Source organism: Enterobacter sp. DN, assembly GCF_046054285.1.
GTDB classification, from domain to species: Bacteria; Pseudomonadota; Gammaproteobacteria; order Enterobacterales; family Enterobacteriaceae; genus Enterobacter; species Enterobacter hormaechei_C.
Map to the genome: position 1 here is coordinate 79525 of NZ_JBJJTG010000009.1, position 26507 is coordinate 106031.

Sequence of the window (26507 nt, forward strand, 5' to 3'; positions counted from 1 at the left end):
CCATGCAGAAACAATGTGATAACGTCATTCTGGAACTCACCGTCCGCAACCACCCAGGCGTCATGACCCACGTCTGTGGGCTCTTTGCCCGTCGGGCGTTTAACGTGGAAGGCATTCTGTGCCTGCCGATTCAGGGCAGCGAGCACAGCCGCATCTGGCTACTGGTGAACGACGACCAGCGTCTGGAGCAGATGATGGCGCAGATCGACAAGCTGGAGGACGTCACCAAAGTGGCACGCAACCAGTCCGATCCCACCATGTTTAACAAAATTGCGGTGTTTTTTGAGTAAATCACTTAAGGTAAGAGGCTTTTGCCGGATGGCGCTGCGCTTATCCGGCCTGCAAGGACGTTACACGTAGGCCGGATAAGGCGTTTGCGCCGCCATCCGGCGCGTTCACGCATCAGGATCAAACCATGACCACCATCGCCCTTATCGACGACCACCTTATCGTTCGCTCCGGCTTTGCCCAGCTTTTAAACCTCGAACCGGATTTTCAGGTCGTGGCCGAGTTTGGCTCAGGACGCGAGGCGCTGGCGGGCCTGCCGGGACGCGGGGTGCAGGTCTGTATCTGCGATATCTCAATGCCGGACCTCTCCGGGCTGGAGCTGTTAAGCCAGCTGCCGAAAGGGATGGCGACGATTATGCTCTCGGTCCACGACAGCCCGGCGCTGGTCGAGCAGGCGCTCAACGCGGGGGCGCGCGGGTTTCTCTCTAAACGCTGTAGCCCGGACGAGCTGATTGCCGCCGTGCGTACCGTCTCCACCGGCGGCTGCTACCTGACGCCGGATATTGCCATCAAGCTGGCGGCGGGACGGCAGGATCCGCTCACCAGACGCGAGCGCCAGGTGGCAGAGAAACTTGCCCAGGGCATGTCGGTGAAAGAGATTGCCGTAGAGCTGGGGCTGTCGCCAAAGACCGTTCACGTTCATCGCGCCAACCTGATGGAAAAACTCAACGTCAGTAACGATGTCGAGCTGGCGCGCCGTATGTTTGACAGCTGGCAATGAACTCCCTGTTTTCGCGGCTGATCGCCGTTGTTGCCAGCTTTTTCATCTTCTCCGCCGCGTGGTTCTGTCTGTGGAGTATCAGCCTGCATCTTGTCGAGCGCCCGGAGCTGGCGGTGCTGCTGTTCCCCTTTGGCCTGCGGCTGGGGCTAATGCTGCAATGCCCGCGCGGCTACTGGCCGGTGCTGCTGGGCGCAGAGTGGCTGATGCTGATCTGGCTGGCGCAGGAAGTGGACCTCGCGCACCTGCCTTTATTGATGACCGGAAGCCTGCTCACGCTTATCCCGGTCGCCCTGATTTCCCGCTACCGTCACCAGCGCGACTGGCGCACGCTGCTGCGTCAGGGTGCGGCGCTGATTGCCGCCGCGCTGTTGCAGTCCCTGCCGTGGGTGGGTGAAAAGGAGGGGCTCAACGCCCTGCTGCTGACCCTCACCGGCGGCCTGACGCTGGCCCCGACCTGCCTTGTGATCTGGCATTACCTTACCAGCACCGTCTGGCAGCCGCTCGGCCCGGCGCTGGTCTCCCAGCCGGTGAACTGGCGCGCCCGGCACCTGATCTGGTATCTGCTGCTGTTTGTGGTGAGCCTGTGGTTGCAGCTTGGTCTGCCCGCTGAATTATCACGCTTCACGCCGTTTTGTCTGGCGCTGCCGATCATCGCCCTTGCCTGGCATTACGGCTGGCAGGGCGCATTGATCGCCACGCTGATGAACGCCATCGCGCTGATTGCCAGCCAGACCTGGCACGATCACCCGGTAGATCTGCTGCTCTCGCTGCTGGCCCAGAGCCTGACCGGGCTGCTGCTCGGCGCGGGCATACAGCGCCTGCGCGAGCTGAACCAGTCTCTGCAAGCCGAGCTGGCGCGCAACCGCCGTCTGGCGGAGCGTCTGCTGGAGACGGAAGAGAGCGTGCGCCAGGAGGTTGCTCGCGAGCTGCACGATGACATCGGCCAGACCATCACCGCCATCCGCACCCAGGCGGGCATTGTTCAGCGCCTGGCGGCGGAAAACGCGAGCGTGAAGCAGGGTGGGGCGCATATCGAACAGCTTTCGCTGGGCGTCTATGATTCCGTTCGTCGCCTGTTAGGACGGCTACGCCCGCGTCAGCTTGACGATCTCTCGCTCGAGCAGGCAATACGCTCTCTGATGCGCGAGATGGAGCTGGAGAGCCGCGGAATTGTCAGCCATCTCGACTGGCGCATTAACGAACCTGCGCTGAGCGAAGGCCAACGCGTGACCCTTTTTCGCGTCTGCCAGGAAGGACTGAACAACATCGTCAAGCACGCCAGCGCCAGCGCGGTGACGATCCAGGGCTGGCAGCAGGACGAGCGCCTGAAGCTGGTGATTGAAGACGACGGCTGCGGCCTGCCGCCGGGTTCCGGCCATCAGGGCTTTGGCCTGGCGGGCATGCGCGAGCGCGTGAAGGCGCTCGGCGGCACGCTGAGCATCTCCTGCACCCACGGGACGCGCGTCAGCGTCAGTTTGCCGTTAAGGACGCACCATGTTTAAAACCCCCGCCAGCGCCGCCCCGCTAAGCAACAAAGCGGAAATCGATGCCCGCTACCGCTACTGGCGTCGCCATATCCTGATTACCATCTGGCTCGGCTACGCGCTGTTCTACTTCACCCGCAAAAGCTTCAACGCCGCCGCGCCGGAAATCCTCGCCAGCGGCGTGATGACGCGCACCGATATCGGCCTGCTGGCGACGCTGTTTTACATCACCTACGGCCTGTCGAAGTTCTTCTCCGGCATCGTCAGCGACCGCTCCAACGCGCGCTATTTTATGGGCGTCGGGCTGATCGCCACCGGCGTGGTGAACATCCTGTTTGGTTTCTCCACCTCGCTGTGGGCCTTCGCCCTGCTGTGGGCGCTGAACGCCTTTTTCCAGGGCTGGGGCGCGCCGGTCTGCGCCCGCCTGCTCACCGCCTGGTACTCACGCAACGAGCGCGGCGGCTGGTGGGCGATATGGAATACCGCGCATAACGTCGGCGGGGCGCTGATCCCGATGGTGGTCGGCGCGGCGGCGCTGCACTACGGCTGGCGCGCGGGGATGATGATTGCCGGTGGCCTCGCGATTGTCGCCGGGCTGTACCTCTGCTGGCGCCTGCGCGACAGGCCGCAAACCGTCGGCCTTCCACCGGTGGGCGACTGGCGGCACGACGAGATGGAGATCGCCCAGCAGCAGGAAGGCGCCGGGCTGTCCCGCCAGGAGATCCTCACCAAATACGTGCTGAAAAACCCCTACATCTGGCTGCTGTCGCTCTGCTACGTGCTGGTCTACGTGGTGCGTGCGGCCATCAACGACTGGGGCAATCTGTACATGTCCGAGACGCTCGGCGTGGATCTGGTGACCGCCAACTCGGCGGTGACCATGTTTGAACTGGGCGGGTTTATCGGCGCGCTGGTGGCGGGCTGGGGCTCGGATAAGCTGTTCAACGGCAACCGTGGTCCGATGAACCTGATTTTTGCTGCCGGGATCTTACTCTCCGTCGGCTCGCTGTGGCTGATGCCGTTCGCCAGCTACGTGATGCAGGCGGCGTGCTTCTTCACCATCGGCTTCTTCGTCTTTGGCCCGCAGATGCTGATCGGCATGGCGGCGGCGGAGTGTTCCCACAAAGAGGCGGCAGGCGCGGCGACGGGCTTTGTCGGGCTGTTTGCCTACCTCGGCGCATCGCTCTCCGGCTGGCCGCTGGCGCGGGTGATCGACGTCTGGCACTGGAGCGGGTTCTTCGCGGTGATCGCCATCGCGGCGGGCATCTCCGCCCTGCTGCTGCTGCCGTTTTTGCACGCGCAGGCACCGCGCGAAGCGTGACGCGCCTCACCTTTTGCTGCCGAGACGCGCAAAACTAAGAAATTTTCCCGGTTTTACCTGGACGCTGTCTCAGGCATCTCTCCCGGCTGATTTTTACAATGCTGCAAAAATCAGCTCAGGAGTAACTCAGTCATGCTGGCCTTCTTAAATCAGGTGCGCAAGCCGACCCTGGATCTGCCGCTCGACGTGCGGCGCAAGATGTGGTTCAAACCGTTCATGCAGTCCTATCTGGTGGTCTTCATCGGCTACCTGACCATGTACCTGATCCGCAAAAACTTTAACATCGCGCAGAACGACATGATCTCAACCTACGGGCTGAGCATGACGCAGCTGGGGATGATTGGCCTGGGCTTCTCCATCACCTACGGCGTGGGGAAAACGGTTGTGTCCTACTACGCGGACGGCAAAAACACCAAGCAGTTCCTGCCGTTTATGCTGATCCTCTCCGCCATCTGTATGCTTGGCTTCAGCGCCAGCATGGGCGCGGGCTCCGTCAGCCTGTTCCTGATGATCGCCTTCTACGCCCTGAGCGGTTTCTTCCAGAGCACCGGTGGGTCGTGCAGCTACTCCACCATCACCAAATGGACGCCGCGCCGCAAGCGGGGTTCGTACCTCGGCATGTGGAACATCTCCCACAACCTCGGCGGAGCAGGCGCGGCTGGCGTGGCGCTGTTCGGTGCGAACTACCTGTTCGACGGTCACGTGATCGGCATGTTTATCTTCCCGTCGATTATCGCCCTGATTGTCGGTTTTATCGGCCTGCGCTACGGCAGTGATTCCCCGGAATCGTACGGCCTCGGCAAAGCTGAAGAGCTGTTCGGGGAGGAGATCAGCGAGGAGGACAAAGAGACCGAAGAAAACGAGATGTCCAAATGGCAGATCTTTGTTGAGTACGTGCTGAAAAACAAAGTGATCTGGCTGCTCTGCTTCTCGAACATCTTCCTGTACGTGGTGCGTATCGGTATCGACCAGTGGTCCACCGTGTATGCCTTCCAGGAGCTGAAGCTCTCGAAAGAGGTGGCGATTCAGGGCTTCACTCTGTTCGAGGTGGGCGCGCTGGTCGGCACCCTGCTGTGGGGCTGGCTCTCGGACCTCGCCAACGGCCGTCGCGCGCTGGTGGCCTGCGTCGCGCTGGCGCTGATTATCGCCACACTCGGCGTTTACCAGCACGCCAGCAACCAGTACGTTTACCTGGCGTCGCTGTTTGCGCTCGGCTTCCTGGTGTTCGGTCCGCAGCTGCTGATCGGCGTGGCGGCGGTTGGCTTTGTGCCGAAAAAAGCGATCGGCGCAGCCGATGGGATTAAGGGCACCTTCGCCTACCTGATCGGCGACAGCTTCGCCAAGCTCGGTCTGGGCATGATCGCCGACGGTACGCCGATTTTCGGCCTCACCGGCTGGGCGGGCACCTTTGCCGCGCTGGATGCGGCAGCGATTGGCTGTATCGTCCTGATGGCGATGGTTGCGGTGCTGGAAGAGCGTAAGATCCGCCGCGAGAATCGTGCGCAGAAATTAAAAGTAGCCTGAGTGTGCAGGTAACTTCTTTGCCCGGTGTGTGATGCCGGGCTTTTTTTTATTTTTAGACTTAATAACTGTGCCGAATAGTTGATCACTTTGAGGGAACTCAGCCCGGATAGTACGATCTGATCAATCGCCAAATCAAACAAATCACCATCCGGACTGAGCGATGCCGATCAGAGCACCAATTCCCCGTGACGAACGATGCCTGATGCAGAAGCAATCCATAAAACGCACGATAAAAATTATGCGCGTAGGCTGACCGACATGTTGATGCTTCACTGGAGCAGTCGCGTTATCGACGTTGCCAGAACACTTATACATGCTGGAACCGCTCGCCACTGGAAGCCGTCTGCGGGGCTGGTATAGCGTAGCGCTGCATTAACCCTGCGTATCCGGGACCGCTTAAGGATGAAAAGATGGCGGCAATCCACAAGGAGCAGGATTAATTCAGCACAGAGCACCCGGTATTTTATGAAGATAAAGTGGATATTCATCTCAATCCCAAAATCGGTGCGGACTGGCAACTGCTCGGACAGCAAAAACGTGTAGTGACGCCCGGTCAGAATGATAAATATTATCCGTCTGGCGCGTTACACAGCGGAACGGGCAAGGTCAGCTATGTGGGTGGTAACAACAAAATTTCAGCCTTATTTATCAGTCTTTTAAAGAATCTGAAGACGACGTACCGGCGGGAAAAACGATAACGCTCATTGAGGACAATTACATTATCCACCAAAGCCGGGAAGCGCAGTGCTAGCTGAAGGAAAATCCGAAGTTCAGGGTAATTGATCAGCCGGTTTACTCACCATGGATGAATCATGTTGAACGGTTATGGCTGACGCTTCCCGTCACGATAACACTTAATCATCAGTGCCGTTCAATGTGTCAACTACTGAAAAAAGGTTCGTCATTTTATGGAAACCGTCAGCCCATTCCCCGGAGGTGAACATGGGCTGGCAAAAGTGTAGCGATATTAGATGCAGCTATTTAGCAGATCAGAAATTAAATCTTCTGCTTGAATGGACCAATTAAAAGGTAGTTTTACATGTTATGTCTTTTTCTTTCCTATGAATTGATACAAACAATGTGGTTGTTAAATAAATGAAAATACTTAGTAAGTATTAAGTTGATATTTATAATAACTTAAGTAAATTAAAACACACCAATTAGCATAGGCTTTCATGATTTGGAATCTACCTCGAAAAAATGAAATTACTTTGTCAGCCATCAGCTACACCCCTTTACCAACTCTTTCTCAAGGCATAAATTGCCCTCGTTGCAGCAAACCTGCAACCGGGCGTAGGAACCCGAAAAAATGCACAAAATGACGATTTTTTTGTCAGGGCAGCGCACATCTGGATAGAATCATGGTGGCGCTGACGGAGCAGTCGAAAGACTGGCCGGTTTCTTTGTGCATCGGTACTTCCTACCTTCGTCAGCGTCACCACCCTCGGGCGTAGGAACCCAGGTGGTGATAATTACCAAAATTGCGCAAAGAGGCTGCCTTATGGCTACTATCCCAACCCTTATTTTTTCTGAGCATAACGAAAAATTCACCCAGCAGTTAATCGCCCATCCGCTTCCATCTTCTGCGGACCTCTTTGAGGTTGCTGATTTCTGTGCCGCGTTTGCGAGTGTGCTTATCGAAACGGACGATGCCGCAGAACGCAATGCCTTATGCGGACGCTTACTGAATGCGCTTATGCACATGGAGAGACTCTGCGAAAATGATCTGCCTGTGCATTTAATCGACCAGCTTACTGCGGAAGAAATACCCGTTTCTATTATGCCTGAATGCTGGCAGGACACTGATATACCCGTTTCTTACGCCGTTGCACTTACACAATCTTTGCTAAGTAATAATCTGCCTGACTCACTAGCAAAAGCGTTAGCGGGGCTTTTGCATGATCTCGTCTATCTCTTGGCTGATTTTGTGAAGGAACCCTATATTCAGCGACAGAATATGCTCTGATTTTACTGAAGATGAGCGGCAGGCGGCAATGTCCGCCGCTCCGGTAATAACTTGTAAAACACACCAGTATGAATCAACAAGGCACTTACCTTTACCCCGCTTTACACACCCGCCCCTCTCCATGCTCTACAGTTTTTTTGCTGCCGCCTTTCGTGCAGCCTTAGCCCTTTTTGCTAACGGAGAGCTTGCATGTTGACCCGACGATTGTCCTGCCTGGCGCTGTTGATGGCGCTGGCCTCCCCCGCAATGGCCGCGGATGCCCCCACCTACGGCGAGAAGCTGGAAGGTTTTGACTACGGCTGGCCGGTAAAACACTTTACCTTTACCTCGCAGAACCAGCCTCTGGATATGGCTTACCTGGACGTGAAGCCGGAAAAACCCAACGGCCGCACCGTGGTGCTGATGCACGGCAAAAACTTTTGCGCCGGCACCTGGGACGGCACGATCCGCGCGCTTTCAGCCAGCGGGTATCGCGTGATCGCACCCGACCAGATCGGCTTCTGCAAATCCACCAAGCCGGAGCATTATCAGTACACCTTCCAGCAGCTGGCGGATAACACCCACGCGCTGCTGAAAACGCTGGGCGTCGATCGCGTCACGGTTATCGGCCATTCGACCGGCGGCATGCTGGCGACCCGCTACGCGCTGATGTGGCCGCAGCAGGTGGAGCAACTGGTGATGGTGAACCCAATAGGGCTTGAAGACTGGAAAGCGCGCGGCGTGCCGCATATTACGGTCGACCAGTGGTACCAGCGCGAGCTGAAAGTCAGCGCCGACGGTATTCGTCAGTACGAGAAAAACACCTACTACGCCGGGGAGTGGAAGCCGGAGTACGAGCGCTGGGTCACCATGCTTGCCGGGTTAAACAACGGGCCGGGCAAAGCGCGGGTGGCGTGGAACTCGGCGCTGCTCTACGACATGATTTATACCCAGCCGGTCGTCTATGAATTTAACGAGCTGAAGATGCCAGTATTATTGATGATCGGCACGAAGGACAACACCGCCATCGGGAAGGATCTCGCCCCACCGGAGATCCGCAAGACGCTCGGCAATTACGCGGTGCTGGGCAAAGAGACGGCGAAGCGCATTCCGCACGCGACGCTGATTGAATTTAACGACATGGGCCACGCGCCGCAGATGCAGGATCCTGCCCGCTTCCACGAGGCGCTGCTGAAAGGGCTTCAGGCGCGCTGACTGGTCTCCAGCAACAGCCCGCGCAGCCACGCCTGCGCGAGGTTGCGGTGCGTTCTGCCGTGCCAGGCCATGCTTTTGGTAAAGCCGGGCACGGGAACCGGCGTCTCGCAGACGAACATCCCCGTCTGCTTTTCCGCTATGCGTGATGGCACAACGGCAATCATATCGCTGAGGGCCAGCACGTCCGGCAGGACTAAAAAGTTACTCACCGATAAGCCAACATGCCGCGTTCGGCCAGTCTTCTCCAGCGCGCCATCCGTTACGCCGCGAAAACCGTCGCCCTCGTAAGAGACCAGCACATGCTCCAGGGCGCAAAACCGGTCTAACGTCATGGGCTGTCCGGCATCCGGATGGTCAGCACGCATCATGCAAACGTACCGTTCATCATAAAGCGCCCGGCTGTGAAGCTCGTCAGGCGTGGTATGCGGGGTGATCAGCGCCACGTCGACAGAGCCTTGTTCGAGTTGGCTGACCAGACGGTCAGATTCCACAGGCACCACGCGCACGCGAATACCCGGCGCCTGTACCTTAAGCGCAGCGATAAACGGCACGACGACCGCGCGCAGGGCGTAGTCGGTCGCGGCAAGCGTGAAGGTGAACGTTGCGGTGAGCGGATCAAAGGCGATCGGCTGAAGCAGCTCGTCGATATCTGCCAGAATGCGTTTGACGGGAGCCGCCATCGCTTCCGCCCGGGTGGTAGGCACGATGCCGTGCGGCGCGCGGATAAACAGCGGGTCTTCAAAGTAATCCCGCAGGCGGTTAAGCATGCCGCTTACCGCTGGCTGGGTCAGGGCAAGACGCGCCGCCGCGCGGGTGACGCTGCGTTCGTCCAGCAGGGCATCCAGCGTTTTCAGCAGGTTAAGATCCAGCGTGCGCAGATCCGCTTTCATGACGTTTTTACACCTCTTTTCCGTTTACTATTATGGCGCTGCCCGCTGTTGACGCACTGCGTTTCCCGCTATGATGGGCGGCTAGTCTAAGGAGAACGCATGGTCTGGATAATGCTGGCAACGCTTGCCGTGGTGTTTGTGGTTGGATTTCGTGTCCTGACCTCAGACTCCCGCCGCGCCATCAAACGTTTAAGCGAGCGGCTGGGGATCACCCCGATGCCGGTCGAGTCGATGATTGACCAGTTCGGTAAAACGCCGGGCAATGAGTTTATCCGCTATCTTGAACGCCCCGACGAGGCGCATCTGCAAAATGCCGCCCAGGTGCTGCTGATCTGGCAGGTTTGCATCGTCGACGCCAGCGAAGAGAATCTGCATACCTGGCACCGCATGCTGCGTAAAGCCCGTCTGGCCGCGCCGATCACCGACGCGCAAATCCGCCTCGCGCTCGGCTTCATGCGCGAGATAGAGCCAGACCCGCAGGAGTTCAACGCCTTCCAGCTGCGCTACAACCAGCTTTTCCTGCCGGAAGAGGGCGTGTTTTACCTGCACTGATATCACAAAACGTGATGAAGAGTATAAAGCATCGTCATTAGATTTATATCACCCGCAGGCGCACCATCACCTTATCAACTAACCGATGAGGTGAACCATGAAACAATCCGCCATTATCTGGCCGAACGACTACCTGCCCGGCACCACCGATAACTTTGCCTCCAACGAAATCATCGTCGCCGGGCTGAGCGCAAAAGAGATTTGGGCGCAGCTCAACGACACCACCCTGTGGCCGAACTACTACAGCAACGCCGAAGATATCCGTTTTCACGACGGCAGCGGCCCGGCGCTGAGCGCCAACGCCCGCTTCCGCTTCACCACCTTTGGCTTTCCGGTTGAGGCGCAGGTGACGGAGTATGTTCCGCCCGTGGAGGGCGAAGCCGCGCGTATCGCGTGGCACGGCTGGGTAGAAGGGGATGCAAATTCGCGTCTGGACGTGATCCACGCCTGGCTGTTTGAAGACCTGCCGGGAAACCGCGTGCGCATTCTGACTCAGGAGTCGCAGAAAGGCGTGCCGGCGCAGGAATTAGCGCGCACGGTGCCGAACCCAATGATTAACGGGCATCAGGAGTGGATTGTCGGGTTGGCGAATGCCGCTCTTAAGGCTCGCGGGTAATTTTGCCCGGTGGCGCTTTGCTTACCGGGCCTACAAGCCCGTAGGCCCGGTAAGCAAAGCGCCGCCCGGCATTAAAAAACGACAAAAGTTGTCGAAACGTTAAATTCGTCACACTTTTGATGATAAACTGCGCGACTTTTCCGCACGTTTTTATCTTCAGGTGATGCCATGACAGAACATACCCAGCCCACGACTACACCGCAGGCCAAAGAGGTTTCACGCCCCAACTGGTCGGCGGTTTTCTCCGTGGCATTTTGCGTCGCCTGCCTGATCACCGTCGAGTTCCTGCCGGTCAGCCTGCTGACGCCGATGGCGCAGGATCTGGGCATTTCCGAGGGCGTGGCGGGGCAGTCCGTGACCGTCACCGCGTTTGTGGCGATGTTCGCCAGCCTGTTTATCACGCAGGCGATCGGCACCATTGACCGTCGCAAGGTGGTTATTCTGTTCAGCGTGCTGCTGACGCTCTCCTGCCTGCTGGTCTCTTTCGCTGAAAGCTTCACCCTGCTGCTGCTCGGCCGTGCCTGCCTGGGGCTGGGATTAGGCGGCTTCTGGGCGATGTCCGCCTCGCTGACCATGCGCCTGGTGCCCGCGCGTACGGTGCCAAAAGCCTTGTCCGTTATCTTCGGTGCGGTCTCGATCGCGCTGGTGATCGCCGCGCCGCTGGGCAGTTTCCTCGGTGGAATTATCGGCTGGCGCAACGTCTTTAACGCGGCGGCGGTGATGGGCGTGCTGTGCATAATCTGGGTGTGGAAGGCGCTGCCGTCCCTTCCGGGGGAAGCGGCGCACCACAAACAGAACATGTTCGCGCTGCTGAAGCGCCCCGGCGTGCTGGCGGGGATGACCGCCATCTTCATGGCCTTTGCCGGGCAGTTTGCTTTCTTCACCTATATCCGCCCGGTGTATATGACCATGGCGGGCTTTGACGTGGACGGCCTGACGCTGGTGCTGCTGAGCTTCGGTATCGCCAGCTTTGTCGGCACCTCGCTGTCGTCCCAGTTCCTGAAGCGCTCCCTGAAGGTCGCGCTGGCGGGTGCCCCGCTGGTGCTGGCGATCAGCGCCGCGGCGCTGGTGTTGTGGGGCAGCGATAAGTGGGTGGCTTCGGCGATCGCGATTATCTGGGGCTTTGCCTTTGCGCTGGTGCCGGTGGGCTGGTCGACGTGGATCACCCGCTCGCTTGCCGATCAGGCGGAAAAAGCCGGGTCGATTCAGGTGGCGGTGATCCAGCTGGCGAATACCTGCGGCGCGGCGGTGGGCGGCGTAGCGCTCGACCACCTGGGGCTGACCTCGCCGCTGGTAATTTCCGGCACGCTGATGCTGCTGACCGCGCTGCTGGTGGCGGGGAAGGTTAAGGCGAAGTAGTGCTTTTCTCCCTCTCCCGTGGGAGAGGGTTGGGGTGAGGGCATCAGGCTACGCCGATGTCTGAACCCGTCTTCTCGAATCCATCGAAATCAACACCACCGACGACACAATCAGCAGCGTCCCCAGCCAGTCCGGCAGGGTGAATGCCACCCCCAGCAACACCACCGACAGCAGCGCGCTGCTCAGCGGCTCGGCGCAGCTCAGAATGCTCGCCTTCGGCCCGCCGATCATCTGTGCGCCTTTCAGATACAGGCTGAACGTCAGCGCGGTACCTATCACCACCAGGTAGAAAAACGCCAGCAGCAGGCCGCCGTCGATCACGAAGGTGGTGCCGCGTCCGGCGTAGAACGGCGTCAGCATTAGTCCCGCAATCAACATACTCCAGCCGACAATCGGCAGCGTGCCGTAGCGGGCGATAAGCGTCGACGGGTACGTCGTATAAAACGCCGCGGCAAACGCCGAGGCGATACCGAAGAACAGCGCGGCCGGCGAGATGGAGAGCGACGTCGGGTCGCCGTGGGTTACCAGCAGGAAGGTACCCACAAGCGACGTGAAAATCGCGGATAAGACAAATATGCCGGGACGCGTTTTCCGCGCCAGCGCGAACCATGCCACGATAATGGTCGGCGACAGAAACTGGAGCACGGTGGCCGTCGCGGCGTTGGATTTTTCAATTGTCAGCAGGAAGGTGAGCTGCACGGTAAGCGCGCCAGCCAGCGAGAAAAACAGCAGGCTGAGGGCGTCTTTGCGGTTTTTGATGACCGAGAAAATCTTGTCGCCGTGAACGAAGGAGAGCGTCAGCAGGATCACGCCGGTAAACAGCAGACGAACCATGGTCAGGTAAGGCGAAGAGATGTGGCTTTTCTCCATAATGTACTGCGCGCAAACCCCGGAACTGCCCCATAAAACGGCGGCGATCAGGACGTTGAGCATCCCTTTGCGTGTGGAACCCATGTTCTCCCCTGTTATGTTGGTTTTTTTGTAGCATAACATGGGATCTTGCCGGGTGGCGCTACGCTTACCCGGCCTACAAAACTGCCTGATGCCCTCACCCCGGCCCTCTCCGAAAACCGTAGGCCGGGTAAGCGTAGCGCCACCCGGCATGTTGTTGACCTTAGAACCACGCCTCCCACATCGCGCCGACGTTGAAGTCGTCCAGCGTTTCATCTTTGGTGTTGTTCACGCGCGCGGTACGTTCGTTATCCACCTTGCCGCCGGTCACGTAGAAGCGCAGCATCGGACGGAACTCCGGCCCCATGGCGATAGACATGTTCTGCGACAGGGTCAGCTTCCAGCCCTTGTTGTCGCCGCCGTTGTCGTAATCCACGTGCTGCCAGCCCGCTTCCAGCCAGGTGGAGTGAACGTCGTTCCACCAGTGCATCGGGCGCACGATGGCGTTGTAGTTCTTGCGGTTGTCGGTCTTATCGCGGCTGTTGTCGTAGTCATGGAAGGCGAGGAGGTACTCCACCTGCGTCGCCTGGGTGAATTTGTACAGCCCTTCGAAGCTGGCGTAGACTGTGGTCAGATCCTCGGTTTTGTTGAACACGCTGTTGTCCGCGTTATCGGAGTAGCGGGCAATCACCTTGTTCACGCCGCTGTCGTTGGTGTGGCTCAGCACCACGCCGCCCTGCCAGGCGTTCAGACGTTCGTCGCTCTCAACGGCTTTGGAGTCAAAGCCGTAGTTGGCGTACAGCTCCAGATCCAGCGGACCGAGCTTCATACCGTGGATTTTAGACGTCGCGGCGTAGTTGCCTTTGTCGCCCGTGCCGGACCCGCCGGTACAGGTGATGCGCGACGGGTTCGCTTCGTCTTCCATCACTTCCGGGCTACAGGATTCCACTGCCGCCACGGTGGCCACGTCAAACTGCACGCCGCCGATGTCGAAGTTCTTCACCCCGGCGCCCTGACCGTCGTGGTTCATCCAGAAGTAATCGTTGATGCCCTGCTGCGGGCGCTGGTGGAAGTCGCGACCCGCCCAGAAGTAGGCGTTCGGGTTGGAGGCCATAATGTTGGTCACGCCGGCGTAGGCTTTCTTGAGGTTAACTTCGTCGCCCCAGTGGTCGATCATCACGTTGATGTCCCAGATGGCGCCGTTTTCGCCCTTGAAGGCTTTAGAGAGCTGGAACTCGCCGCCGTTGCCTTCGTTGCCCAGACGACCAATGGCGGACGCGCCGTTGTAGGAGCCGTCCACCGCCACGTATTTCTGATCGGCGGCCTGGAAGTGCGCGCCGTAGCGGGCGTAGCCGGTAAATTTAACCCCGAACGGGATCGCCATATCCGGAGATTGCGCCGCGCTCTGCGGCTCGGTCACCACGTCCGCTTTTTTCGCGACCGCAGCATCCATTTTGGCCTGACGCTCGGCCAGGGCTTTATCCACCGCTTTCGCCACAATGGCGTCGATTTGCTCCTGAGTGAATTCCTGAGCGAGGACGGAAATTGGGCAAAGCGCGGCGATAACCGCCATGGTTACTGGAAGTTTTTTAATCGTATTCATGGTTATCTCAATATAGTTTAATTTTATTCAGACAATAACCATCCCGCTCCGATCTGACAGAGTATGTCGCTATCATCAGAACAAGTGGATCTCTATTTAGGGTACAGAGGTATTACAGTAATTATTTCGCCATAGACTATCTCTGATATAAATGAATAATTTCTTCGGATAACTCGCGCGCTAATAAGGAATTCATTAAATGATCCTGGGCGTGCACCATAATTAAGGTCATCGGCTGGCGGGCTTCGCCCGCATCCTGCTCGATCAGTTTGGTCTGCATCTTGTGCGCCTGGCGCGCGTAGCCGTCGGCTTCGCGCAGCAGGCTTTTGGCCTCGTCAAGGTTGCCCTGACGCGCCGCGTGCAGGGCTTCAAAGCACAAGCTGCGGGACTGGCCGGCGTTGACGATAATTTCCATTACGGCTTCTTCTAGTGCGATCATCATCATTACTCTTTATCAAAACTATTATTTAAGGCGGTGGCGGCAAACCACTCTCCGCTTTTTTTAATGGTGCGCTGCTGCGTCTCTACATCGAGCTGAATAAAACCGTAGCGGTTTTTATACGCATTACACCACGACCAGTTATCAATAAACGTCCACATATGATAGCCAAGGCAATTGCAGCCTTCGCTAATACCTTTGTGCAGCCACGATAAATGCTCAGAAATAAAATCGATGCGGTATTGATCGTTAATCTGGCCATTTTCAATAAAGCGCTGCTCGTTTTCGACGCCCATGCCGTTTTCCGAAATAAAGCAGCGAGGGTTGCCGTAATTATCGCGCAGGTTAACCAGAATATCGTAAATACCCGGCGCGTAGATTTCCCAGCCGCGGTACGGGTTCATCTTACGGCCCGGCATCTCGTAATTATCAAAGAACCACTCCGGCATAAACGGCGCCTGCGGGTTCACCGCGCTGTCGCGACACTTCACGCGACGCGGCTGATAGTAGTTAACGCCGAGCAGGTCGATTTTCCCTTCCGCAATCAGGAAACCGTCTTCCGGCTTGCAGGCGGGCAGCTGATCGTAAGATTTCAGCAATGCCACCAGGTCCGCCGGATACTCCCCGCGCAGCACCGGGTCGAGGAAGCTGCGGTTAAACATCAGATCCGCTATGTGCGCCGCCTTCACGTCCGCCGGGTTCCGGGAGCGCGGGTACGACGGCGTCAGGTTGAGCACGATGCCGATCTCACCCGCGTAGTGTCCGGCGCGGTAAGCCTGAACGGCCTTCGCGTGGGCCAGCACGGTGTGATACGCCACGGTGGCTGCCCGACGAAAATCCACCACGTTCGGGTAGTGGAAGTCGTACAGATAACCGCCTTCCACCGGAACAATCGGCTCGTTGAAGGTAAACCAGTGCAGCACGCGGTCGCCGAACAGCTCGAAGCAAATCTGCGCATAGCGGGCGTACGCGTCCACCACGTCACGGTTTTCCCAGCCGCCAATCTCCTGCATCGCCATCGGCATGTCGAAATGGAACAGGGTGATAAACGGCGTGATGCCCTGTTCATTCAGCTCATCAATGACCTGATTGTAAAAATCGACCGCGTCCGGGTTCACTTCACCGATACCGTCAGGGATCAGGCGCTCCCAGCTAATCGAGGTACGAAAGCTGTTGTGGTTCAGCTGCTTTAACAGCTGAATGTCCGTTTTCCAGTGCTGATAAAACGTGGAGGTGTGCTGCGGCCCCACGCCGTTGTGAAAACGGTTCGGCTCGCGGGCAAACCAGTAATCCCACGTGGTTTCACCCTCTCGTGTCCCTTCCGTCTGGAGAGCGGAGCTTGCGCTGCCCCACCAGAAGTTATCGGGAAATGCGTATTTCATGACCCTTCCTCTTTGACTTAATTACTGACTGTTTCAGCGGTGCCGACGGTTGCCTGGGCTTTCTGCTCTTCATTTTTGATGAGCGTACGCTCATAGGCGCGCAGGAACGGCAGGTACATCAGGGCGGACATCACCATGCAGACCAGGCACATCACCACCGGGCTCAGCGCCCAGTTCGCCGCCCACGAGGCGCCAATCGGCGCGGGGGTGGTCCACGGGGTTAACGAAACCACCTGAGCCAGCCAGCCGAGTTTGGTTGCGCCGTACGCCAGGCAGGCGTTGACCAGCGGAACAAACACGAACGGGATAAACAGCATCGGGTTCATGATGATCGGTGCGCCGAACAGAATCGGTTCGTTGATGTTAAAGAAGCTTGGCACCACGCCCATTTTGCCGATGGTGCGCAGGTGGGTAACGCGGCTACGCAGCAGCAGGAACGCTAGCGGCAGGGTGGAGCCTACGCCGCCAATCAGCAGGTAGTGATCCCAGAAACCTTGCAGATAAACGTGCGGCAGCGCCGCGCCCGCCGCCAGCGCCGCCTGGTTTGCAGAGAGGTTCGCCATCCAGAACGGGTTCATGATGCCGGTGACAATCAGCGACCCGTGGATACCAGCGAACCAGAAGATCTGGCACAGCAGCACGGAGAGCAGAATGGCGGGCAGCGAGTCAGACGCCGACACCAGCGGCTCCAGCAGGTGCATAATCGCCTGCGGGATGATCATCCCGGTCTGCGCTTCAATGAACAGGTTCAGCGGGTGCAGCGTTCCGATCACCACCATCACCGGGATCAGGATCTCAAACGAACGCGCCACGCCGGTCGGCACTTCCTTCGGCAGGCGGATGGTGACGTTGTTCTGTTTCAGCCACGCATAGACGCGAGTGGAGTAGATCGCGGTGATAAGCGCAGTGAAGATCCCCTGACCGGAGAGATACTGGGTCGAAATTTTGCCATCGGCATAGGGCGCGGCGACCAGCAGGAAGGCCATAAAGGCCAGCAGGCCGGACATCACCGGATCGAGGTTAAACTGACGCCCCAGGCTTGCCCCAATCCCCACCGAGATGAAGAAGGTCATCACGCCCATGCTGAGGTTAAAGGGCAGCATCAGCTGTTCGCGGTAGGTCTCGGAGAAATCCAGCCAGCCGCGGGCGAAGCTGTTGGTGGTATCCGCCGAAAACGGCGGGAAGATAAACACCAGCATAAACGAGCCGATGATCATAAACGGCAGCGCAGCGGTAAAGCCGTCGCGGATGGCAATCACATACTTTTGCTGACCGAGCTTCGCGGCCAGCGGCGTAATTGACTGCTCAATCACCGCGACCATGGATTGATATAACGAACTCATGTGAACACCTTTTAGTGTGCCGCTTCGATGAGCGACAGAGCATAGTCCAGTACTTTATCGCCACGCTGCATGCCGTAATCCATCATGTCGATGGGCTGCACCGGAATGCCTTGCGTCGCTGCCTTGTCTGAGAGCGTCTTTAACATGTATTTCACTTGCGGTCCGAGAAGCACCACCTGATAGTGCGGAAACTGCGTATCAAATTCGGATACGCCATACGCATCTATCTTCACAGGCAAGCCCCGTTCTTTTGCAACATCGATCATTTTGCTGACCAGCAGGCTGGTGGACATCCCGGCAGAGCAGCACAGCATAATCTTGAACATCGACAACCATCCTCAAAATGTAAAAAGTTATTGCGAGGATGATTGGACATGATACGGAAACCGGTTTCCATTTATAAAAGACAGAAGTGTGACAACCATCAAGATCCCTTACTTATGAGGCTAATTAACCGGATGTGGGTCACATAATTTGGCTGTTTTGGCATCAAATTGAGTGGAAACGGAAAATCGGTTTCCATGGAAAACGGAAACGGATATACTCCGTTCTGGCTATAATGTGAGCCGTAGCGGTGATGGAAATTACAGACGCCAGTTGCGTCTGACAGGGGAGAGAGATGTCTACAATCAACGATGTATCGCGTCTGGCCGGGGTGTCCAAAGCCACGGTATCACGGGTGTTGAGCGGGTCGCGTGGCGTTAAAGAAGCCAGCCGCCAGGCTGTTCTGAAAGCGGTGGATGAGCTGAACTATCGTCCCAACGTGATCGCCCAGTCGCTGCTCAGCCAGTCGACGGGCTGCATTGGGGTGATTTGCGCGCAGGAAAACATTAACCAGACCACCGGTTACCTGTACGCGCTGGAAAAACACCTCAGCCAGCATCAAAAACATCTGCTGCTGCGTTTCGCACACACAAAAACAGAAGTGATGAACGCCCTTGAAGAACTCTCCTGCGGCTTATGTGATGACATTCTGGTGATTGGCGCGCGTTTCCCGCTGGACGTGGACATGGACAACGTGATTCTGGTCGACTGTATGGAAGCCGATAACGCCAACAGCATTCAGTTCGATCACGCGTTCGCGGCTGAAACGGCCTGTAACTATCTCACCAGCCAGGGGCGTCGCCAGATAGCGCTGATCCACCCGCACGGCAGCGGCTTTGCCGATCAGGTGCTGCTGGGCTACAAACACGCGCTGGAGAAAAACTTCCTGCCCTTTAATCGCAACCTCGTGTTTATGGACGCGACTTCATCGTCCGTTGCGCTTCAGGAATTACTCAACAACGCGTCCACGCTGAACTTCAACGCGCTGCTGGTGGCGGATGAGCAGGAAGCCCAGCGGGTGATCCCGCAGTTACAGGCGTTTAATAAATCGGTACCGGAAGACATCATGGTTTTCAGCCTCGGCGGTTCGCTGCATCTGCCGGGTATTCCGGTGATCCCGGCCATTGAGTATTCCATGGACGCCATGGCGGCGCGCATCGTGAGCTGGCTGACAGAGAAAACGCAGATGCTCGGGTCCTACGTTCTGCGCGGGGATTTGATTATTCCGGATGTGCGGAAGCGTTAAACGTGTGATGTAGGCCGGGTAAGCGCAGCGCCACCCGGCGCTCAACCCTCAGTAATCTTCCATACAATCCACCTGACTTACTGCATCCCAGTAGGCGTCCAGGTTGTCACGCTTCACGGCGGTGATGGCGTTTTTGATCAGCAGCTGATTGGCCTCAGACGACAAAATCATCGCCTGCCAGGCCTTATCGCTCTGCTTTTTCTGCGGGGTACAGGTTTTCTTCACATCTTTCAGGACCTGCTGTTTTATCTGGGCCTCTTTCTCCGGAGCGCTCTTCTCCTGCGCGTGAACAAACGCAGCGAAAATCAGGCAAACGAGCAGGCAAACCAGGTGTGCAGATTTCATCGAAACCTCCTTTGAAAGTCACATGCTTCCCCTGAAATATATCGTTACATTCATCAACGCGATTCAAGCCAAAAGTATGAATTTACGCATTCTGCGTGCGAGATCCGATCGCCAGTGCAATGCCATAGCTTACTAACACCGCGAGACTCATTTTCAGCATCGTTTCTCCGCCGATACCGGCAAGAGGCGCTGCGATCCCACCGAATAAAAACATCAGCATGCCAAGAATGGCTGACGCTGTGCCGGACTCCTTCGCGTCGACTGCGCTCATCGCTTCTGAACCCGCAATGGTGCTGATCCCGCTGTTAAATGCGACGGTGAAAAAGAGTGCAATCAGTGCCGGAACGGAAAGCTGCATCCACGCAAAGAGCAACGTCAGCCCCGCGCAGGTTACGGCCAACACCAGGCCTATTTGCATTAACCCTTCCGCCGGGTGTCGGCGTGCCAGACGGGAGAAAATCAGCGCTGAGACGATCAGGCCGATACCGTTCACACCGAACAGCAGGCTGAACTTCATGGCGCTCAGGCCATACTCGTTTTGCATCACAAAGGAGGATGCCCCGATATAGGCGAACAGCCCCGCCAGCATGAAGGCCTGGATCAGGCAGTAGCGCATAAAGCGACGATTTTTAAGTACCGTCCTGGCGGTTTGCGTCAGCGATCCCCCGCCCTGTTTCTCTGTGAGGGACTCGCGGATAAAAAGCTGGCTGGCGATCAGCAGCGCCAGACCCGCCCCTGCCATTACCCAGAACAGCATCCGCCAGTCGAAATGCGACGCGATATAGCCACCGAGTACCGGGGACACCACGGGCGCGATGCCGTTGACCGTCATCAGTAGGGCAAAAAACTGCGTTAGCATCGTGCCATGATAGTTATCACGGGCGATAGAGCGGGCAAGTACGGAGCCGCCCGCCCCGGCAACGCCCTGCACAAATCGCCAGCCGATCAGGGCGTAAATATTCTGCGTGCTGGCACAAAGCACTGAAGCCAGTACAAACAGCAAAAGTGAGAACAGCAGCGGCGTTTTACGTCCGATGCGATCGCTTAGCGGGCCGAAAAAAAGTTGTCCCAGCCCCAGGCCAATCAGCGCCGAGGTAAGAGAAAGCTGCGTCAGCGTTGTGGAGGTGTTGAGCTGGGTGGCGATCTCCGGCAGCGCCGGAAGATAAAAATCGGAACACAGCGGCCCGATCGCCGTCAGCAGGCCAAGGATGGCCGCGAAAGAAAAAGAGAGTTTTGCCATAGGTATTTACTCTGATGGCCGGGCAGCGTTGCGCCGCCCGGCAGTGATGTTACTGTATCCCGCCGCCCAGCGACTGCCACAGCGTGATGCGGTTTTCCAGGTCGGTTTGCTGCAAGGCAATCAGTGATTCCTGCGCCGACCACAGCGACCGCTGCGCGGTGAGCACCGTCAGATAATCGCCCGCGCCAGCCTTGTAACTGCGCGTCGCCACATCCAGCGTTTTTTGCTCCGCCGCCACGTATTCACGCTGGGCATCAAGCTGTTCACTCAACGTTTCGCGCCGCGCCAGCGCGTCGGCCACGTCCTTGAACGCGCTCTGGATGGTTTTCTCATAGGTCGCAATTAACCCTTTTTTCTCCGCTTCCGCATAGCGCAGCTGCGCCATATTGTTGCCGCCGCTGAACAGCGGCAGGGTGATGGAAGGTGCAAACGACCAGACCTTCATCCCGTGGCTGAACAGGGACGACAGCGAATCGCTGCCGACGCCCGCGCTGGCGGTGAGCGAGATGGTCGGGAAGAAGTTGGCGCGCGCCGCGCCGATGTTGGCGTTGGCACTCAGCAGGTTATGTTCCGCCTCCTGAATGTCCGGACGACGCAGCAGCGCGCTGGAGCTGACGCCCGCCGGGATCAGCGTGATGGCGTTGTCGCTCAGGCTCTCCAGCGTGCCGGGCAGCAGGTTCTCGGGCACCGTATCGCCCGCCAGCAGGTTGAGAGCGTTTTTGTCCTGCATCACCAGCGTCTGGTAGCTCGCCACGCTGGCGCGCGCCTGCTGGTAAACCGCCATCGCTTCACTGACGTCCGTTGCCGCTGCCACGCCTACTTCCTGCTGGCGCTTCACAATCTTGAGCGAGTTTGCGGCGCTCTCCAGGGTGGACTTCGCCAGCGCCAGATTGCTGTTATCCGCCGCCAGCGTCACCCAGGCCGTGGTCAGCTCGCTGACCATCGTCAGGCGCGTGTTCTGCGCGGTGAATTCGCTGGCAAGCCAGGTTTCACGCGCGGCACGCGACAGGCTCTGGTTGCGGCCAAACAGATCCAGTTCGAAGCTGGAGACCGCGCCGTTGGCTTCGTCACTTGTCGCGACGCCGCTCGCCAGCGTGCGGCTGCGGGTGTGGCTCAGTTCCGCGTCCACCGTCGGGAACAGGGACGAGCGCGTTTCGCCATACTGGGCACGGGCGGCGTCGATATCCGCAATCGCTTTTTGCACGTCGCGGTTGCTGTTGAGCGCCATCGTCACCACGCTTTTCAACCGCGCATCATTCATCACCTGCTGCCACTGGCTCACCACGGCGTTGGCTTCGCCATGGGCGCCCGGCAACGTCGCCGGGACGGGGGCGTCCGGGCGCTGATACGTGGGATCTAATGACACACAGCCCGCGCTCAGCAGCGCTAACGTTAATACGGTTACACGAAACATTATGACCTCCGGTTTGCGTGCTTACCGGAGAACAGACGTTTCACCAGTACAAAGAATAAAGGAACAAAGAAGATGGCCAGCAGCGTCGCGGCCAGCGTCCCGCCGATAATACCGGTACCGATCGCCACGCGGCTGTTGGCCCCGGCGCCGGTGGCAATCGCCAGCGGCGTCACGCCTGCGATAAACGCCAGCGAGGTCATGATGATCGGACGCAGACGCGTCTGGGCGGCCCGCAGGGCGGCGCGCGTCAGGGAGTAGCCTTCGGCGACTCTGGCTTCGGCAAACTCGACAATCAGAATGGCGTTCTTCGACGACAGACCGATGGTGGTCAGCAGCGCCACCTGGAAATAGACGTCGTTGTTCAGGCCGCGCAGGGAGGCGGCAACCGCTGCGCCAAGCACCCCAAGCGGGATCACGAGGATCACCGAAATGGGCACCGACCAGCTCTCATACAGCGCCGCCAGGCACAGGAACACCACCAGGATGGAGAGGGCATAGAGGCTCATTGCCTGACCGCTCGCCAGTTTTTCCTGCAACGACAAACCGCTCCATGCCCAGGTGCTGCCGGACGGCAGGTTATTCGCCAGCTGCTCTATTTTGCTCATCGCCGTACCGGAGCTGGCGCCGCTGGCGTTTTCGCCCTGAATCTCATACGCCGCCGAGCCGTTGTAGCGCACCAGGCTTTCCGGGCCATACTCCCAGCGGGTGGTGGCGAAGGCGGAGAACGGGGTCATGGTGCTGTCGCTGCCGCGCACATACCATTTGTTAAGATCCGATGGCACCGCGCGATAGTCGCTGTCGCCCTGGATGTAGACCTTTTTCACGCGGCCACGGTCAATGAAGTCGTTCACGTAGGTGCCGCCCCAGGCGCTGGAGAGGGTGTCGGTAACATCGCTCAGGGAGAGCCCCAGCGACACGGCTTTGTTGTTATCGATATCCACCTGAAGCTGCGGCATCTGCGGCAGATCGTTGGCGCGCACGGCGTGCAGCGAGTTGTCCTGGTTGGCTTCGCCAATCAGCTGGTTACGCAGTTTCAGCAGCGCGTCGCGGTCGGTGCCGCCGCTGGCCATCAGTTCAAAGGTAAAGCCGTTGCTCTGGCCTAAACCATCCACCGCCGGGGGCGTCATGGCGAAAATTGTGGCATCCCGAATGGTGCTCAGCTCCTGCGTGGCGCGCAGGGCAATGGCCTGGGCGGTATTCTCATCGCCTTTGCGCTCTGACCAGTTTTTCAGGGAGACGAACGCCATCCCGGCGTTCTGGCCGCTGCCGCTGAAGCTGAAGCCTTCAATGGTGAAGATCACGTCGGTATTGGCTTTCTCTTTGGTGAGGAACCACTCGCGTACCTGGCGGCTTACCTCGGCGGTACGCACCGCGGTTGCGCCGGCAGGCAGGGTGTACTGCACCATGATTTCACCCTGGTCTTCGGTTGGCAGGAAGCTGCCCGGCAGTTTTAGCATGGCGAACCCCATCGCGCCGCAGAGCAGGGCGTAGATGACCAGCATGCCGCCGGAACGGCGCAGGGCGCGCAGCACCTTGTTCTGATAGCCGTGCTCGGTCTTACTGTAGAAGCGGTTAAACGCGCCGAAGAAGCCCTTTTTGTGCGGAGCGGTGTGATTCAGGATCGAGCCGCACAGCGCGGGCGTCAGGGTCAGCGCCACCACCACGGAGAGGAACATCGCCGAAATAATGGTGACCGAGAACTGGCGGTAAATGACCCCGGTAGAGCCGCCGAAGAAGGCCATCGGCAGGAATACCGCAGAGAGCACCAGCGCAATGGCGATCAGCGCGCCGGAAATTTCGCCCATCGATTTTTCGGTCGCTTCCCGGGCGGGCAGCCCTTCGTCGCGCATAATACGCTCGACGTTTTCCACCACCACGATGGCGTCATCCACCAAAAGCCCTATCGCCAGCACCATCGCAAACAGCGTCAGGGTGTTGATGGAGTAACCGAACAGCGCCAGCACGCCGAAGGTGCCCAGCAGCACCACCGGCACCGCCAGCGCCGGGATCAGCGTCGCGCGGATGTTTTGCAGGAACAGGTACATCACCACCACCACGAGGATAATGGCTTCGAACAGCGTCTGAATCACGTCCTCAACGGAGATCTTGATGAACTCGGTGCTGTCTTTCGGGTAGGCCACATCGTAGCCTTCCGGCATCGACTTTTTGAACTCGGCGATCTTATCTTTTACCGCCGTGGCGGTGTTAAGCGCGTTGGCGCCCGGCGAGAGCATCACCGCCATACCCGCCGCCGGGTGGCCGTTCAGCTTCGCGGTGGCGGTGTAATCTTCGCTGCCCATCTCCACGCGCGCGACGTCGCTGATGCGCACCACCGCACCGTTGGACTGGCTCTTGACGATGATCTTTTTGAACTCATCGACCGTTTGCAGACGCGACTGAGCGCGGACGGTGGCGGTCAGCTGTTGGGCGTTCGACGAGGGCAGTGCGCCGATTTTACCGGCGGAAACCTGCACGTTCTGCGCTTCAATCGCGCTCTGCACGTCGGAGGGCATCAGCGAGTACGACGCCAGCTTCGCCGGGTCGAGCCAGATGCGCATCGCGTATTCTGCACCGAACACCTGTAGGCTACCGACGCCATCCACGCGCGCCAGCGGATCCTGCATATTACTCACCAGCCAGTCGGCGATATCCGAGCTGCTGGCGGTGTCGGTTTTGTCATATACGCCCATGATCAGCAGGAAGTTGCTCTGGGATTTTTCGACGGTGATCCCGGACTGCTGCACCTCGGTCGGCAGGCGCGATTCCGCCTGCTGGACTTTGTTCTGCACCTGTACCTGAGCGGTGTCCGGATCGGTTCCCTGTTCAAACGTGACGTTAATACTCACCGACCCGTCCGAGCTGCTGGTGGAGGTGAAGTAGAGCAGGTTATCCAGCCCGGTGAGCTGCTGCTCGATCACCTGCGTCACGCTGTTTTCCAGCGTCTGTGCGGAGGCACCGGTATAGGTGGCGGAGATTTTGATCGACGGCGGAGCCACGTCCGGGTACTGCGCAACGGGCAGCGTGCGGATCGCCAGCATTCCGGCGAGCATGATGAGAATGGCGATAACCCAGGCAAAGACCGGGCGACGCACGAAGAAACGGGAAAACATCAGGCGTTTCCTCCGTTGGTTTTCATCTCTTCAGCTTTCACTTCCTGCCCGGCGGTGACTTTATCGGTGCCTTCCACAATCAGCTTATCGCCCGCCTTCAGGCCGCTCAGCACCAGCCATTTGTCGCCGTAGGTGTCGCCCGTCTCCAGCTGACGCTGTTCGACCTTGTTGCTGGCGTTCACCACCAGCGCGGTGGCGGTGCCTTTGGCGTCGCGAGTGATGCCCTGCTGCGGGGCGAGGATCGCGTCATTCATGATGCCTTCATCCACTCTGGCGCGGACGAACATGCCCGGCAGAAGCTGATGCTGCGGGTTCGGGAAGACGGCTCGCAGGGTGACTGAGCCGGTAGACTCATCCACCGCCACTTCGGTCAGCGCCAGGCGGCCTTTTTCGCTGTAGCTGCTGCCGTCTTCGAGAATCAACGACACGTTCAGCGTATCGCTGTTGCTGGCGAGGGTTTGCTTGCGTAAACGCAGCAGATCGGCGCTGGAACGGGTTAAATCGACGTACATACTGTCCAGCCCGCGAATGGTGGCCAGCGCGGTATCCTGCTGGGCGGTCACCAGCGCGCCGGGGGTCACAGAGGAGATGCCGATACGTCCGGCAATCGGCGCGGTGACGGTGGTCCAGTTGAGGTTAATGCGGGCGCTTTCCAGCGCGGCTTTCTTTGACTCGACGCTGGCCTTGTCCTGCGCGCAGGTGGACTTCGCGTCTTCCGCATCCTGACGTGATACGCCGTCGTCCTTCACCAGCTGCGCATAACGCCGGGCTTTCTGGCAGTCGGCCTGCACCAGCGCCTGTGCCTGTTTCAGTGCGGCGGCGGCTTCATCATACGCGGCGCGGTAGCTGGAAGGATCGATCTGATACAGCGCCTGCCCGGCCTTGACCGTATCGCCTTCGGTGAACAGGCGCTTCTGGATAATGCCACCTACCTGGGGGCGCACTTCGGCGCTCATTGCGGCGGCGGTGCGGCCGGTCAGCTCGCTGACGACGGAGACCGGCTGGCTCATGAGGGTGACAATCCCCACTTCCGGAAGAGGACGTTGAGGAGCAGATGTTTGCGCATTATCGCACCCTGTCAGGAGGAGTAATGCCGCGATGGAGGTTGTTATGGTTTTCATAATCTTTTTCCAGGGTGAACGATGCCTGTCCTGTTAATCGCTTAACAGGAAGGAGGGCTAATTAAAGGCACAGCGATACCGCATCTCTGGCTGAGCCAGAAATGTAAAAAAGGGGAATTACTTATTCCCGCTAA

General features: G+C 58.4%; 23 protein-coding genes and 1 pseudogene. 12 read left to right on the forward strand and 12 right to left on the reverse strand.

Annotation, left to right across the window (positions count from 1 at the left end; translation table 11 throughout):
- Nucleotides 1–2: 2 nt before the first annotated feature.
- The 8 genes and pseudogenes from ilvN (at nt 3) to ACJTMZ_RS18700 (ending at nt 8498) form a co-directional block, all read left to right on the forward strand.
- Nucleotides 3–290 (forward strand): acetolactate synthase small subunit, encoded by a 288-nt coding sequence (ilvN, locus tag ACJTMZ_RS18665; protein ID WP_015570113.1) that lies wholly within the window; start codon nt 3–5, stop codon nt 288–290.
- Nucleotides 291–415: 125 nt separating this feature from the next.
- Nucleotides 416–1009, forward strand: coding sequence for a transcriptional regulator UhpA (gene uhpA / locus ACJTMZ_RS18670; RefSeq protein WP_003861054.1), 594 nt, complete (start codon nt 416–418; stop codon nt 1007–1009).
- Nucleotides 1006–2511: a signal transduction histidine-protein kinase/phosphatase UhpB gene (gene uhpB / locus ACJTMZ_RS18675; protein ID WP_252011074.1), complete on the forward strand. Its 1506-nt coding sequence runs from the start codon at nt 1006–1008 to the stop codon at nt 2509–2511. Before uhpA ends, uhpB begins: the two co-directional genes overlap by 4 nt.
- Nucleotides 2504–3814 carry an MFS transporter gene (locus tag ACJTMZ_RS18680; protein ID WP_032103331.1) on the forward strand — a complete coding sequence of 437 codons (1311 nt, stop codon included), beginning with the start codon at nt 2504–2506 and terminating at the stop codon, nt 3812–3814. Before uhpB ends, ACJTMZ_RS18680 begins: the two co-directional genes overlap by 8 nt.
- A gap of 132 nt (nt 3815–3946) precedes the next feature.
- Nucleotides 3947–5338, forward strand: a complete 1392-nt coding sequence (uhpT, locus tag ACJTMZ_RS18685; protein WP_006808805.1) for a hexose-6-phosphate:phosphate antiporter — start codon at nt 3947–3949, stop codon at nt 5336–5338.
- Nucleotides 5339–5498: 160 nt separating this feature from the next.
- Nucleotides 5499–6300: pseudogene (locus ACJTMZ_RS18690) on the forward strand (IS630 family transposase).
- A gap of 539 nt (nt 6301–6839) precedes the next feature.
- Nucleotides 6840–7304, forward strand: a complete 465-nt coding sequence (locus ACJTMZ_RS18695) for a hypothetical protein (protein WP_032673080.1) — start codon at nt 6840–6842, stop codon at nt 7302–7304.
- A gap of 189 nt (nt 7305–7493) precedes the next feature.
- Nucleotides 7494–8498 (forward strand): alpha/beta fold hydrolase, encoded by a 1005-nt coding sequence (locus ACJTMZ_RS18700; RefSeq protein WP_032103764.1) that lies wholly within the window; start codon nt 7494–7496, stop codon nt 8496–8498.
- Here ACJTMZ_RS18700 and ACJTMZ_RS18705 read toward each other — a convergent pair.
- Complete coding sequence (locus ACJTMZ_RS18705) at nt 8486–9388, reverse strand: LysR family transcriptional regulator (RefSeq protein WP_015570111.1); 903 nt, start codon at nt 9386–9388, stop codon at nt 8486–8488. The two genes, ACJTMZ_RS18700 and ACJTMZ_RS18705, sit on opposite strands and share 13 nt — an antisense overlap.
- Before the next feature lie 99 nt (nt 9389–9487).
- Between ACJTMZ_RS18705 and ACJTMZ_RS18710 the strand changes: the two genes are divergently transcribed.
- The 3 genes from ACJTMZ_RS18710 to nepI all read left to right on the forward strand — a co-directional run bounded on the left by ACJTMZ_RS18710 (nt 9488) and on the right by nepI (nt 11915).
- A complete protein-coding gene (locus tag ACJTMZ_RS18710; RefSeq protein ID WP_017383675.1) occupies nt 9488–9940 on the forward strand; it encodes a DUF1198 domain-containing protein in 453 nt (150 codons plus the stop codon).
- A gap of 97 nt (nt 9941–10037) precedes the next feature.
- Nucleotides 10038–10556 carry an SRPBCC domain-containing protein gene (locus ACJTMZ_RS18715; protein WP_017694007.1) on the forward strand — a complete coding sequence of 173 codons (519 nt, stop codon included), beginning with the start codon at nt 10038–10040 and terminating at the stop codon, nt 10554–10556.
- A gap of 168 nt (nt 10557–10724) precedes the next feature.
- Complete coding sequence (gene nepI, locus ACJTMZ_RS18720; protein ID WP_023302830.1) at nt 10725–11915, forward strand: purine ribonucleoside efflux pump NepI; 1191 nt, start codon at nt 10725–10727, stop codon at nt 11913–11915.
- A gap of 48 nt (nt 11916–11963) precedes the next feature.
- On the opposite strand, the gene ACJTMZ_RS18725 is transcribed toward nepI, so the two are convergent.
- The 6 genes from ACJTMZ_RS18725 to ACJTMZ_RS18750 form a co-directional block, all read right to left on the reverse strand.
- Entirely contained in the window at nt 11964–12869 is a 906-nt protein-coding gene (locus tag ACJTMZ_RS18725; protein ID WP_032103766.1) for an EamA family transporter, read from the reverse strand.
- Between the two features lie 160 nt (nt 12870–13029).
- Nucleotides 13030–14409 (reverse strand): carbohydrate porin, encoded by a 1380-nt coding sequence (locus ACJTMZ_RS18730; RefSeq protein WP_032103768.1) that lies wholly within the window; start codon nt 14407–14409, stop codon nt 13030–13032.
- Nucleotides 14410–14545: 136 nt separating this feature from the next.
- Nucleotides 14546–14848 carry a PTS lactose/cellobiose transporter subunit IIA gene (locus ACJTMZ_RS18735; protein ID WP_014168006.1) on the reverse strand — a complete coding sequence of 101 codons (303 nt, stop codon included), beginning with the start codon at nt 14846–14848 and terminating at the stop codon, nt 14546–14548.
- 5 nt (nt 14849–14853) lie between these two features.
- Nucleotides 14854–16230, reverse strand: coding sequence for a family 1 glycosylhydrolase (locus ACJTMZ_RS18740; protein WP_252011071.1), 1377 nt, complete (start codon nt 16228–16230; stop codon nt 14854–14856).
- 17 nt (nt 16231–16247) lie between these two features.
- A complete protein-coding gene (locus tag ACJTMZ_RS18745; protein WP_017694004.1) occupies nt 16248–17573 on the reverse strand; it encodes a PTS cellobiose transporter subunit IIC in 1326 nt (441 codons plus the stop codon).
- Nucleotides 17574–17584: 11 nt separating this feature from the next.
- Nucleotides 17585–17899, reverse strand: a complete 315-nt coding sequence (locus ACJTMZ_RS18750) for a PTS sugar transporter subunit IIB (protein ID WP_003861034.1) — start codon at nt 17897–17899, stop codon at nt 17585–17587.
- Between the two features lie 293 nt (nt 17900–18192).
- On the opposite strand from ACJTMZ_RS18750, the gene ACJTMZ_RS18755 reads away from it, so the two are divergent.
- Nucleotides 18193–19143: a LacI family DNA-binding transcriptional regulator gene (locus tag ACJTMZ_RS18755; protein WP_003861033.1), complete on the forward strand. Its 951-nt coding sequence runs from the start codon at nt 18193–18195 to the stop codon at nt 19141–19143.
- Nucleotides 19144–19191: 48 nt separating this feature from the next.
- Here the strand turns inward: ACJTMZ_RS18755 and ACJTMZ_RS18760 are convergent, their stop codons facing one another.
- From ACJTMZ_RS18760 to ACJTMZ_RS18780, 5 genes are all read right to left on the reverse strand, one after another.
- On the reverse strand, nt 19192–19488 hold the full coding sequence (locus tag ACJTMZ_RS18760) for a YicS family protein (protein WP_003861030.1): 297 nt from the start codon (nt 19486–19488) through the stop codon (nt 19192–19194).
- 82 nt (nt 19489–19570) lie between these two features.
- Nucleotides 19571–20728 (reverse strand): multidrug effflux MFS transporter, encoded by a 1158-nt coding sequence (locus tag ACJTMZ_RS18765; RefSeq protein WP_045333530.1) that lies wholly within the window; start codon nt 20726–20728, stop codon nt 19571–19573.
- A gap of 49 nt (nt 20729–20777) precedes the next feature.
- Nucleotides 20778–22142: an efflux transporter outer membrane subunit gene (locus tag ACJTMZ_RS18770; protein WP_017694001.1), complete on the reverse strand. Its 1365-nt coding sequence runs from the start codon at nt 22140–22142 to the stop codon at nt 20778–20780.
- Nucleotides 22142–25252 (reverse strand): efflux RND transporter permease subunit, encoded by a 3111-nt coding sequence (locus ACJTMZ_RS18775; protein ID WP_252011069.1) that lies wholly within the window; start codon nt 25250–25252, stop codon nt 22142–22144. Before ACJTMZ_RS18775 ends, ACJTMZ_RS18770 begins: the two co-directional genes overlap by 1 nt.
- Entirely contained in the window at nt 25252–26373 is a 1122-nt protein-coding gene (locus ACJTMZ_RS18780; protein WP_017383665.1) for an efflux RND transporter periplasmic adaptor subunit, read from the reverse strand. Before ACJTMZ_RS18780 ends, ACJTMZ_RS18775 begins: the two co-directional genes overlap by 1 nt.
- Nucleotides 26374–26507: the final 134 nt, after the last annotated feature.